Raw genomic sequence first — 12,051 nt, forward strand, 5'->3', positions numbered from 1 at the left:
GCGGTTCGGATTTCAGCAGGCGATCTTCATCTTGCTGGCCAGATGGCGCTCTTCCGGGCGCAGCGTCAGCACGGATACGCCCTTGGCTGTCACCGCCACCGTGTGTTCGAACTGGGCGGACAGCGATCCATCGCGCGTCACGACGGTCCAGCCATCATCCTCGGTCTGCACTCCACGCCGCCCGCGGTTGAGCATCGGCTCGATGGTGAAGGTCATCCCTTCGCGCATCACCAGCCCCGTGCCGGCCTTGCCGAAATGCAGGATTTGCGGATCCTCATGCATTTCCTGGCCAATGCCATGGCCGCAATATTCGCGCACCACGGAATAGCCATTGCGCTTGGCATGGCGTTCGATCGCCGCGCCGATATCCCCCAGCCGGGCCCCGGGGCGCACGGTCTGGATGCCCATCCACATCGCTTCATAGGTGGATTGCACCAGCCGCCGCGCGGCGGGCTCCACCTCGCCGACCAGATAGGTCTTGCTGGAATCGGCGATGTAGCCATCCTTTTCCAGCGTGATGTCGAAATTCACGATATCCCCGTCACGCAGCACATCGGCGGATGAGGGCACGCCGTGGCACACCACATTGTTCACCGATGAATTCAGCACGAAGCCATAGCCATATTGGCCCTTGCTCGCCGGGCGGGATTGCAGTTCGTCCACGATGAAGCGTTCGACCATGGTGTCGATATCCAGCGTCGATTTGCCGATCAGCGGGGTGCGGTCGATCAGGCCGAACACCGATGCCAGCAACCGGCCGGATTGCGCCATCAGCGCCAGTTCCTCCGGCGTTTTGGTCATGCGTCGATCAATCCTGCCGGTGGCATCACCACCCCGGCGGAACTGAATTCCCGCTCCATGATCTGCGCCAAGCTGAGCGTGGGATTGGTTTCACTCAGCATGCCGATCTTGATCCAATAGGCGGCCTGCGCATTGATCGACCGGCACGAAACCCTGCTCGCGCGCCGCAACTGATCGTGCAGATCATCCTCTATGTTCACGATGCCCATGCTTGTTCCATATATGATTCGTATATGAATCATATATGGCGAGGGTCGCGTGAAGCCAAGCCGCGTTCGCTGGAATCAATAATTCCACTGCACCTGCGTGCGGATCAGATCGCCCGTGGCGCGGCCGGTGCGGCGTTCGTCCGCCTCCAGCCGTTTCATATTCGCATAGGCGACGGTCAGTTCCAGCGCGTCGAAGATCTGCCATTCCACGCCCAGTTCGATCTCGTCGGTTTCCAGGCGCGGGGCATTGGTGCTGGCCTTCCAGCCGCCGCGATAGGTCTGCCAACGGCCATAGGGCATGATCCGGCCGATGCCGAAATCGCCGGCATTGATCATGAATTGCACATAGCCGCCGCTGGCCCGCATCGACCGGATTTCCTGCAGCCCGGTGTCATATTGCGGGGCCAGGCCCCAGTTCCATTCCGCCTGCAGGCCGAAGGGCTGGGGATAGAGCACGGCATGCACGCCATAGCGGTTGTCGGTGAAATCGGTGTCGGTCACGCCGCCGGTGCGTATTTCAGGGCGCACATTGTTCAGCATCACCGCGCCGCCCAGTTCCAGCACCTGGCCGGAAAAACCGCCGCCCAGGCCGTCCAGCTCGATCGGCCAGGTGGCCATCGCAAACTTCGCCAGCCCCCGGTTCTGTTCCGGCCGGTTGACGCCCTGTCCGTTGTAAGCGGCCAGGCCAAAGGCGCCGTAATTGCCGAACAGCTTCTGCCCATCCTCTTCCAGCCGATCCCAGATCGCCTGTACATGGGCCGGGGTGTAATACACTGCGATGCCCAGATCGCGCTCGCTCGGCATGGCGCTGTTGATCGCATCCGACCGGTCGAGCGTGATCCGGTTGGAGGATGATTGCAGGTTTTCCCACCCGAACGGCACCTTGCTCTGTCCCAGCCGCACGCGGAATTCATGCCCCTGGTCCAGGAACACATCGACATAGGCATCGCGCAGCTGGCCAAAACTTTCGCGCCGTTCGCCATTCGACTGGCCGGTGACGGCGGTGGCAAAATCGGTCTGGAAATAGAGCGCGATGTTGTTGGTAACATTGCCTTCCAGCACCAGCCGGGCCCGACGCAGCGAAAAGCCGCCATCTTCATTGATCGACCCATCATGCACCGAACGCAGGCGTGACTGGCCCGCCGGGGCGGTGTCATCGCCGTCGATGAAGGCGTTGTAGCGCATCTGGGTATAGCCGCGCAGCTTCAGCCGCTCATACCAGGCCTTCGCCCCGGCAGGCTCCGCGCTGGCAAGCTGCGGAGCAGCGGCCGCTGTGGGGGCGGAAGCCGCTGGCGCCGGACTCGTCGTAGCTGCTGCGAGGGCGGGCGCAGCGGCTGCGGGTGTGGCAACGGCAACCGATGTGGCGGGCGCTTGCCCAGGCGCCGGAGTGGTTGCAGCGGCATCCGCCACCCGCGCGGCCTTCAACGCATCGATCTCTGCCTTCAGTTCCAAAATCTGGCGTTGCAGATCCTCGACCGTCTGCGCCGCAGCCGAAACGGGGGCCAGCAGCGCGGCGCATGCCAGTGCGGTGGGGGGCAAATAACGCATAAGTTCTTGGCAGGCCTGCAACAGAAAGGGATTATGTCATTACCATGACAGCGATCGTCTGGCCCAATATGAATTTTTTATGACGGTTACGTGACATATTCAGGTGTAATTTTTGTCAAATCTGGGTCAGCTGCTTCCGAACATCACTCATGGGGCAGGGCTGGGATGATCGGCGTCAGTGGCCAGCCTGACTGACCAAAACGCCCGACCGTGCCATCACTGCGATGAAGCCGCAGCGGCGCCCATTGGGGTGAAGCAAATCGGCGATAGGCTCTGCTTGATAACGGAGAACCTGCTTGCTCACCCTGTTCATGGCCACAGCCGCACTCGCCTCTGCCCCGCAGTCCCAGCAAATCCCGCTGCCCGAAATTCCGGGCGGACGGCTGCAGATCGAACAGGGATCGCACAGCACCGATCCGGCGGAACGGGTGACCGCCGCCCGCGATGCGGCCAGCGCCAGCCTGGGTCGTCTGCTGGTCGATACCCCGGCATCGAGCATGGCGATGGGCGATGTCACGCTCGCCATCGTGGCCGGGCGTTTTTCCGGCGATCCGCAGTTCGTCCATGGCTGGCTCGCGGTCGGATCCGGTACAGCCCTGTGCCATATGATCCTGCCCAATGATCCGCAGGCCCTTTCCGCCATGCGCCCGGCCATGGACCGCTGCCATGCAGCGCTGCAATCGCTTCCCGCCCCAACCGCGCCAGCGCCCGCCGCCAATCGGGCCGCCACTCCAGCGGCAAATGCGCCGGCCCAGCCAGCGGGCAATCTGGCGCAGGCGCTGGAGCAGGTGCCACCGGCGAACCGGCCGGTGGCGATCGTGCTGCGCAGTTCGACCAGCTTCATGGGGGGCATGGTCATGCCGACCACACAGCCCTGGATGCTGTTCGCCAATGGCTGGGCCACCGATTGCACCGCTTGGGATCCCGCCGTGACCCCGCCCGAACCCGCCGCGCTGGAACCCTTGCGATGCAGCATGGCGCGCTGGCGCAAGGGGGCGGATGGCTATGCCTTCGCCGAAGATGATGGCAGCTGGGACAAGGCCGCGCCATCCAACCTGACCCCGTTCCGGCCCGGCCAGACGGTGGAGGTGGATCTGGTCAACAAATCCGGCGCAGGCACGGCCGTCGGCGCGCCGGGGCTGGCCGTCAGCTCGCTGACCTCCGGCATGCTGCGCATGACTGCCGCCGGCCGCATCGAAGTGGGCAGCTGGACAGCGGTGACCGTGTCAGGCGCCAATGTCGGCGGCGGCAGCTCGCGCAGCCGTGGCCCGGCGGCGGGCAGCTATCACCTTGACGGCCATCTGATCGCCATCGCCGATGCGCAGGGCGGCATAAGGCGCGGCTTCATCGCCGAGGATCGCGGAACGGGCGGGCCGTATATCTATCTGAACGGAGATCTGTTCTGGCCCAGGCGGGGGCGTTGATGCGAGCATAGGGCTGAGGAAGTGGTGCGCTTAGGTGACTCGAATACCGAATATAAAATATTGAATGTAAAGGGGTAAGATATAAGGTAAGTAAAAAGTACCCCCATTTATACCCCCAAATGCAGCGGCCGAGGGCGAATAGCTCTGAACGGAAATTCAACGACAAGCGTTAAATTTTCGGGTTCAATGTCCGCGAAGCGAAAGCGTCCCAGCGCGTTCTAAAGCCTGAACAACTTGGCCGCCATGATTGCTAGTTCCTCTTCGGCGGCGTCCTCCAGTTTCCAGTAATGGTCCAGATGGCGTTCCCAGGTGCGTTGCCACATGCCCTTGGGGCGAAAGGCTAGTGCGCCCACGCCCTGATCTGCACCCAACTTGCGCTGCAACTTAAACAGCCGCTCGCTCGCCTGATCATGCTTTGCTAACCGCTGGACCTGATACCCCAGCCGCCACGCCTGCCTAGATGCGAAACGATCACCGCCCGGCGGCAGGTAGAGCTTGCCCACCCGAATGTGGCGAAAGGGGCAGATCATCCACCAGCGCTTCCCCCCATAATTTGGATTGGTATGGCAAAGGCCCACCCTCTGCTGCACCTGCTCGGCGTCGTCGCCTTTGCCTCGCGTGTAAGACAATTTCAGTCGCTCAGCACCCGGCTCATCCATGATGGCTTCATAGCTAATCGACCCAGAGGGTTCGCCGCCGCGCGACCATGACAGGCTCCCTCGGACCACACGGCCATCGCTGGCCCGGCCAGTCCGCAGCATCCAGGCCAGATCAATACGCAGGGAAGAATCGGCCGTGGGCCTGCCACCCTGTCTTCCTGATCCCCAACCGCCCATATCAGTCTCCTTTGCCCGAATTTGCGCGCGCAGATTTTCCTAAATCATCAGTCTTTTTTATCCTCTCATGGGGTTCGCCCATTTTTGTTACTTTCGCTGCCAGTTTCCCGTTGCTGGCGGAAATGCGTTTGCCCTTGGCTGTGCGTGGCCCGGTGGATAGCCCGCCATGCAATCTGCATCGTCCGGATCGGTAAATATCGCGCCGCTGGCAAAGCGTTCCCGCCCGCGTCTTAGCACCGCAAATGTCATCTTGCGGCCGGCCACACAGCCCTTTTGCCAATTGTGTCGCCATCTGCTCGGCGTCCATCATATCCTCCTATATTCTGCCCAAACGCTGAGGAGAGGCACTGATCAAACTGGCACAACCTCTATTCGCAGGAGTTTCGTGTATTGCGTCATTGGGGTTTTTGTGAGTTTCAGGCTGCCAGATGAGTTTCGACGCGACCGAAATGGGCTACCAGCGCCGTTGCAGTTACGAGGGCGGTTAATGGTGCCCAATCTGCCTGCCACCAGCCGATCGGCGCTCCACTTGTCCCCACCCCCCATGGTGTAGCTATATGTGTGGCGAAATCCGGAACGCAGCGTTTTGGCGGAAAACGGTCATTTCCCGATTTTACTGTGGCGAAATCCGACACCGCTTGTGCCTGCACAACACTCACTAGCGGGACTTCCGTATCGGAATCCAATACCGGCAAACGGCCTTGGTCCCGTGACTTCCGATAAGCCTTCAACGTCTTCAGGCCTCGCTCCATACGTAAGTGAGCCTTAGTGCCGGGTGCTGGCTCCACCTTTTCAAAGTCACACCCCGGCCCCTTTCGGCCTGGTCCTGCTGCCCAGGTTAGGCTCCAGCATCTGGCTCGGGAAGTTTCCGCAGCCTTGACCGTGAAGTGCGCCTCTTGCGTTAATTTGATGAAGCCCATGGCGACCAGATCATCAAACGCCCGGCTTGCTGCCGTCAGATCAGCCACCCCCATGCGGTGCGCACCGTCCCTTACGCTGAGATAGAGGCTACCATTGTTTTCACCATTGTAGAGCATCCCTAGTTCCACCAGAAGCGCCCGGGCATTGGGGGTAAGGCTGCGATAGGCATTGCTGTTCAAAATGCGGTAGTCCAGCCGGACAAATCGGCTGGTATTGTTCCGCCCGGTCGCGTTCACTCGATTGCGATTTCGTCGTTTGCCCATTTGGCATTACCCTTCGCCATCAATCAGCGCGCGAAGCGATGTTGCCGGGATGATGGTGCGCTTGCCGATCTTGCGGGCTTCCAGCCGCCCCTCTGCGATCAACTGATAAAGGCGAGTGCGCCCCAGCGAAGAAACCTGGCAAGCCTCATTGACGGAGTAAGCCAAGGGCTGAGGCACGATAATTGCGGCATTCATAAGAAAGTCTCCGTTCATCTGTGAACGAGACAATCCTATGCCGACTACCAGCGGACATTCAGCCTGGTCGGGCCAGTTTGGGCCGAAAATCTCGGGTGCTTAGTTTTCGGCCGATCGCAAACGTCGCAATATCGCGTTCACAACTGGCTGCACCGTTCCTCTGCCTGGTTCCGTCTTGTTGTTTACATTCATGCGTGCAAACACCGCGTCAATGATGGTGGATTGGCCGTCATGTCCTTCGCCGTCGGGAATGCCATTTTCGTGGATGTAGATGGCCAACTCCTCTGCGAAATCAGGCCACCAACTTGCCGGCGGGCGACCACCGCCACGTGGCCGAGAAAACGAGGCAGGTTCTGCTTCTTTCTTAGGTGACAGAAGCAATTTCGATAACTGCGGTAAAAAATTCGCATCGACCTCCAGTCCAATCACGGTGCCTGTGCCGTTCTGTCCCCAACCGCTCCTGTTCCCCTCAAGCATGAACTGAAAATCGCCAGCTAACCAATCTATCTCCCTTCTGATTGGCACGCTTGTTGCGAAACCTTCCCAAAAACTCTTGGGGACCAGCAGCATACCATCAGCGTCATAATGGGGAGGCATCGCTGGCTCTGGCTCTGGCTCGAAATCAAAGCTGTAATCCCATTCCTCGGTCAGCAAACTTGCCCGCGATGGCAACTGTCCTAAGCGCAATCGCCTAAGCAAAGCGTCGCTCGCGGCTCGCCAGCAAGTCTCTTCATTTGCGTAGTAGTTGCTGGCCTCATACTGCTTTTGCAGCGCTTCGAACGCGGTAAAGACAGGAACCCAGCAGGGAACAAGCGCGCTCATCCACAGCGTCTTGCGCAAAGAATTTCGGGTTGTTTAACCACCCCCCGCATCAGTCGATTTCCAGCTTCGGCAACGCCCGCACGATCGCCATAGTTTCCAGGCTGACAGTGATCACGCGCTGGAACAGCAGTAGCGGATAGGCCGGATCCCCCACCGTCTCTGTCGCATAGCGATTGGCATCATTCACAATGCCGCTGGCCTTATCGGTTTTCACGCTCTGGCGCTCCATCGCCCATTCCAGCGCCGGTTTGCCGTTCACCACATAATCATAGGCTTCCAGCGGAATGCCGGTCATGGTGATATGCGGGTTATAGATCACGGTGGCCTTGTCGGTGTTCGGCCGCTTGCCGCCAAACTTCATTTTTTCAACGCGATAGAATTTCACCGGGTCAGGGATATTGGCCAGCCGCAGATCGCCCTGGGCAATGGTCACGGGGTAAGGCTCCACCTTGTCAAAATCGCAATGCAGGTCACCCAGTCGCTTGCCCGCTGCCACAAAGGCCCAAAAATCCGCCGCCTGCTTTACCGCCGGAATGCGAGGCAATTGTTTGGAGAGATTATCGGCAAACCGGCTGCGGTATTCTTCCGAATGCAGCAGGCCATAGACATAGTGGAACAGATCATCCTTGCTTATCGCCTCACCAGGATAGGCCGCCTGAAAATACGCCAGCCCTTCATCGGTGATGGCATCGCGGCGTTGCAGGCCGGGTTGGACATCAGCCAGATAGTCAGCTTGCCGGTCGTCACCGATTTCGACAGCATTGGCTTCGTAAAGGTAGCGAGGGAAACATTGCGACCCGTCGATGTCAGCCATGTGCAGGCTCGGTATCATCGACGTGATCATGGCACTAAACGGCAGTTTGTCACCTACGCCTGATACGCAGATAACCCGGTTTTCCGCATGCCCGCCCATCGGAAAGATACGGGGTATCTGGTTCACATAAGCATTAAGCTGACGATGATAATAAACCCAGACTTTGTTGAAGGGGCGGTAGAGGCTTGGCGTGATGCAATTGTCATCGAAGGCGAAAGATTTGCCCTTTGCAAACTCGTTTTTGAGGCTTCTATTCCAACTAATCTTGGCAGGATCATTGTCGATAAAATCGTTCACCAGTTCGCCCCGTGCGCGACGATCGGCATGGGGATGCAGGGCATCAAATCGGGTTAGTTCCGCGTTGTAGAAGCCGATCATTGCGCGCATGTTGTGTGCCACCGCATCACGGCTGGCATTGTAGCACCATGTATCCCGGTTAGTTTCCAAACCTCTCGAATAGTTCGCAAACAACACTGCACCCGTCTGGTCGTCCTTGTCGCCCAGTGCCAGATAACGATCAAAAGTCTTATCGCGCTGCCCCAGCCAATCTCCATGCTCATCGGGGATAATAGTTTGCCAGCCGCCCGCGCGGGTGAGCCCGCTGATGCTGCCAAAACGGCCGACAATAGACAGCTTGCCCTCTCGGGTCAGGTAGTCGCCAATATCGTGGAAGCGGATTTGCCCATTTTCCGTTGCTGCGGGGTTCTTTACCAGCAGAGCGATCGCCACCGGGGTTCGGCTGCCTTGTCCGAAAACATTGTCTTTTTCCTTACGGCGTGTCTCACCAGAGGTTCGGGCATTACCTCGCAGATGGAACACGTGGATGCTGGCAAATTCTTCCACCAGACATTGCCGCAATCCATCCGCGGTATTAGCGTCCAGCCATCCTGCGTTGGATACAAATGCCACGATGCCCGCATTGCCTATCCGGTCACTGGCCCAGCGGATGGCGCGGATATAGCTGTCATAAAGCGCATTTTTGTTGGTGGCGCTGGACCGCGCGGCATAGGTTTCCCTGATCCGGCCATCCAGCCAGGGGTAGTCCACATTGGCGGCGTTATCGTTCGCGCTGCCTTGCCCGACCGAATAGGGCGGATTGCCCATAATGACGCGAATATCCAGGGCCTTTTGCCGAATCCGCCGGTTTTCATTATCCGGCATCAGCGTATCCATCGCTCTTGCCTCCAGATCGTCCACCCTCTTCTCATACAGCTGGAAGGTATCGGTTAGGCAAATACCGCCGAACGGCTGGTAGTCCCCGCCGGAAATCGAATGATAGACTGCCTCGATGTTGATGGCCGCAATATAATAGGCCAACAGCACAATCTCATTTGCGTGGATTTCATGCTGGTACTTATGCGCCAGCTCATCAGGTTTTATCAGGCCCGATTGCAGCAACCGGGTGATAAAGGTGCCGGTGCCGGTGAACGGGTCCATGATATGCACCCCCCTGCTGCCCAGGGTCTGGCCAAATTCGCTTTGCAGCACCTCATTCACCGAATGGATAATGAAATCCACCACCTCCACCGGGGTATAAACAATGCCCAGCCGCTCGGTCATCCGGGGGAAGGCATTGCGGAAGAACTTGTCATACAGTTCCACCACGATCTTCTGCTTGGCCCCGGCATCGCTAATGCCCTTGGCCCGGCGGTGAACGCTGGCGTAGAATTTGTTGAGGCTGTCGCGTTCCTTGTCCAGATGATGTTCGTTCAGCGCAGTCAGCACGCTTTCCATCGCCCGTGACACGGGGTTGTTCTGCGCAAAGGAATAGCCGTCAAACAGCGCATCAAACACTGGGCGAGTGATCAGATGTTGCGCCAGCATTTCGATCGCTTCACCGGCCGAAATGCTGTCATTCAGATCGTCACGGATTTCGGCCAGGAAATCATCAAAGGCCTGTTTTTCCGCCGTGCCCGGCTGCTGCACCAGCGCCGTAATGCGGGTGATATGCGTCTGGGCAATACGGGCAATATCGCCGGCCCAATCTTCCCAATAATCCCGCCGCCCGCATTTCTTAACGATCTTCGCCATGATCGCGCGGGAAAACTCATCAAATACGAAAGCGGCCTGGCCTTCACCGCCTTCGCGCGGCTGGCTGTCGCCATCGCCGCGTTCCCCGTCATCGCCCGCTGCGCCGCCCTGGCCAATCCCGGCACCTGTCTTTGCGGCTTTCTTGCTGGCTGGCAGGCTGTTGCTGACCGCGATCACCTCGATCTTGTCGCTGATATCAACGCCCAGATCAGCCTGGTTCAACCGCGCATCAAACCGCTCATCATGGCTGCGCAAGGCGTTCAGAATCTGCCACACCACCTTGTAGCGTTCATTGTCATTCAGCGCCTCTTCCGGCGACATTCCGGCCGGCACGCCGATCGGCAGGATCACATAACCCATGTTCTTGCCCGGCGCGCGGCGCATCACACGGCCCACCGACTGCACCACATCAATCTGGCTCTTGCGCGGGTGCATGAACAGGATGGCATCCAGCGCGGGCACATCCACCCCTTCTGACAGGCAGCGAGCGTTGGACAGGATGCGCGCCACCCGATCGCCCGCATCGTCCTTCAACCAGTCCAGATGGGTGCTGCGTTCCTTGGCGCCCATGGTGCCATCCACATGGCGCAGCTGACATTCCAGCAGGGCGGCATCGCCCATTGCTTCATGCCCTTCATCCGATGCCAGATATTCGCTCACCACATTGGCAAACTCGGTCCGCACCAGCTGCGAAGATTTGATATCCTTGCAGAATGCCAGCGCCCGCCGCATCGGCAGTGGATCAGTCAGCAGTTCCGCCGCCAGCCCGACCTTGGTCAGCGCCTTGTAACAGCCGATGATCTTGGTCGCGTCATCCAGCTTCAATTCGCTGGTCCCATCCGCCAGCCGGTGCTGCACACCCGTGCTGACCATGCCTTCATCCACGGCCAGCACCAGCACCTTGTAATCGGTCAGCAGGCCATTCTCCACGGCCCAGCCGAACCCGCGCGTGAACAGCTCTTCGCCATACAGCGCTGCGTCATCCATGGATGCCAGCTCTGCCGATGCCTCACTCGCCTTGGCCTTCACCGCATCGCCATACACGCGCGGCGTTGCCGTCATGTAGATGCGCTTGGCCCCTCCGATGTATTCCTGATTATGGATCTTGACGAAGTTGCTCTCGTCCTCACCCGCCAGCGTGGCCCCGGTGGTGCGGTGCGCCTCATCGCAGATCATCAGATCAAACTGCGCCAGCCCATGCTGTTTTTGCGCGTCGCTGATCACTTGGATCGATTGATAGGTGGAAAACACCACGGTCATCCGGTCTGGCGCCGGATCTTGCGCGCGGCTGGCCAGCTTCGCCGCATTGGTCGTCGCCGGATAATCCAGATCGTGCAGTTCCACCTCTGCCACGTCATCGGCATCGCGGCGGCGCTTGCCAACCTGCACATCTGAACACACCGCGAAGGATCGCAGCGGCGTTGCGCTGTCGATGGTCCATTCCCGGATAGTCTGGCTCATTAACGCCAGCGATGGCACCAGCACCAGTACATTCCTGCCCGGCCCCGCCATCGTCTCGGCAATCTTCAGCCCGGTGAAGGTCTTGCCGGTGCCGCAGGCCATGATCAGCTTACCGCGATCCGCTTCTGCCAGCCCTTCCTGCACAGCAGTCAGCGCATCCAGCTGATGCGGCCGCAATTCCTTGGGCGCGGCCAATTTGATTTCATCCCGCTGGAACCATGCCGCCCAATCAATCGGGCTTCCCTCTAGCCGATCCATCCCGATGCGGGTGACATTCAGATCATCCAGCAGGGCTTCTGCATTGCTGCTCCAGGCCGTGCCGGTGGTTTCGATCACCAGGCCGCGCGAATATCGCCTGGTGCCAGCACTGGCCAGAAAGCTGTCAATATCGCCCTTCTGGATGCGATAGCCTTCCGCATAGAACTTGCACTGGATGGCACAGAAGCTGTCCTCCCCCCGGAGCTTGGCCACCAGATCAACACCGATATCGGTGCCCTTAACTTCCTGCAGTTTCGCCCAGTCGGCAAAGCTCCAGATTTCCTCATATTCCTGCACCATGCCCGGGTCATTGCGGAGAAAGGCCACGGCTAGCCGCTCGAAATAGGTGCCCTTGCCCCGTTCATCCTTCGCAGCCGCGCGGTATTGCCCTAGAAGCTGGCGAAGTGGTGTAGTCATGGTATCCCCTCAATTGCAGGCAGGACCCTATCGCAGCTTGCTTTGATCGCA

The 12,051-nt window shown here is 59.3% G+C and carries 10 protein-coding genes; 1 reads left to right on the forward strand and 9 read right to left on the reverse strand.

Going from position 1 to position 12,051, the window contains the following annotated elements; translation table 11 throughout:
- Nucleotides 1–12 precede the first annotated feature (12 nt).
- From map to GRI97_RS03140, 3 genes are all read right to left on the reverse strand, one after another.
- A complete protein-coding gene (gene map, locus GRI97_RS03130; RefSeq protein WP_161389659.1) occupies nucleotides 13–801 on the reverse strand; it encodes a type I methionyl aminopeptidase in 789 nt (262 codons plus the stop codon).
- Nucleotides 798–1,010: a ParD-like family protein gene (locus GRI97_RS03135; protein ID WP_161389660.1), complete on the reverse strand. Its 213-nt coding sequence runs from the start codon at nucleotides 1,008–1,010 to the stop codon at nucleotides 798–800. The genes map and GRI97_RS03135 overlap by 4 nt, the downstream gene beginning before the upstream one ends.
- 75 nt (nucleotides 1,011–1,085) lie before the next feature.
- On the reverse strand, nucleotides 1,086–2,558 hold the full coding sequence (locus GRI97_RS03140) for a porin (protein WP_161389661.1): 1,473 nt from the start codon (nucleotides 2,556–2,558) through the stop codon (nucleotides 1,086–1,088).
- Between the two features lie 311 nt (nucleotides 2,559–2,869).
- On the opposite strand from GRI97_RS03140, the gene GRI97_RS03145 reads away from it, so the two are divergent.
- Nucleotides 2,870–3,982, forward strand: a complete 1,113-nt coding sequence (locus GRI97_RS03145) for a hypothetical protein (protein ID WP_161389662.1) — start codon at nucleotides 2,870–2,872, stop codon at nucleotides 3,980–3,982.
- Nucleotides 3,983–4,200: 218 nt separating this feature from the next.
- Here GRI97_RS03145 and GRI97_RS03150 read toward each other — a convergent pair whose 3' ends face one another.
- The 6 genes from GRI97_RS03150 to GRI97_RS03175 all read right to left on the reverse strand — a co-directional run bounded on the left by GRI97_RS03150 (nucleotide 4,201) and on the right by GRI97_RS03175 (nucleotide 12,000).
- Nucleotides 4,201–4,818 (reverse strand): hypothetical protein, encoded by a 618-nt coding sequence (locus GRI97_RS03150; RefSeq protein WP_161389663.1) that lies wholly within the window; start codon nucleotides 4,816–4,818, stop codon nucleotides 4,201–4,203.
- A 1-nt stretch (nucleotide 4,819) separates the two neighbouring features.
- Nucleotides 4,820–5,125, reverse strand: coding sequence for an HGGxSTG domain-containing protein (locus tag GRI97_RS18340; protein WP_202392561.1), 306 nt, complete (start codon nucleotides 5,123–5,125; stop codon nucleotides 4,820–4,822).
- A gap of 109 nt (nucleotides 5,126–5,234) precedes the next feature.
- A complete protein-coding gene (locus GRI97_RS03160) occupies nucleotides 5,235–6,002 on the reverse strand; it encodes a hypothetical protein (protein ID WP_161389664.1) in 768 nt (255 codons plus the stop codon).
- Between the two features lie 6 nt (nucleotides 6,003–6,008).
- Nucleotides 6,009–6,197, reverse strand: coding sequence for a helix-turn-helix domain-containing protein (locus tag GRI97_RS03165; protein ID WP_161389665.1), 189 nt, complete (start codon nucleotides 6,195–6,197; stop codon nucleotides 6,009–6,011).
- 99 nt (nucleotides 6,198–6,296) lie between these two features.
- Nucleotides 6,297–7,037: a hypothetical protein gene (locus tag GRI97_RS03170; RefSeq protein ID WP_161389666.1), complete on the reverse strand. Its 741-nt coding sequence runs from the start codon at nucleotides 7,035–7,037 to the stop codon at nucleotides 6,297–6,299.
- Between the two features lie 31 nt (nucleotides 7,038–7,068).
- The gene (locus GRI97_RS03175; protein ID WP_161389667.1) at nucleotides 7,069–12,000 is read right to left on the reverse strand and encodes a DEAD/DEAH box helicase; all 4,932 of its coding nucleotides are present in this window, start codon (nucleotides 11,998–12,000) and stop codon (nucleotides 7,069–7,071) included.
- Between the last annotated feature and the right edge of the window lie 51 nt (nucleotides 12,001–12,051).

The organism is Croceibacterium xixiisoli (assembly GCF_009827305.1).
GTDB lineage: Bacteria > Pseudomonadota > Alphaproteobacteria > Sphingomonadales > Sphingomonadaceae > Croceibacterium_C > Croceibacterium_C xixiisoli.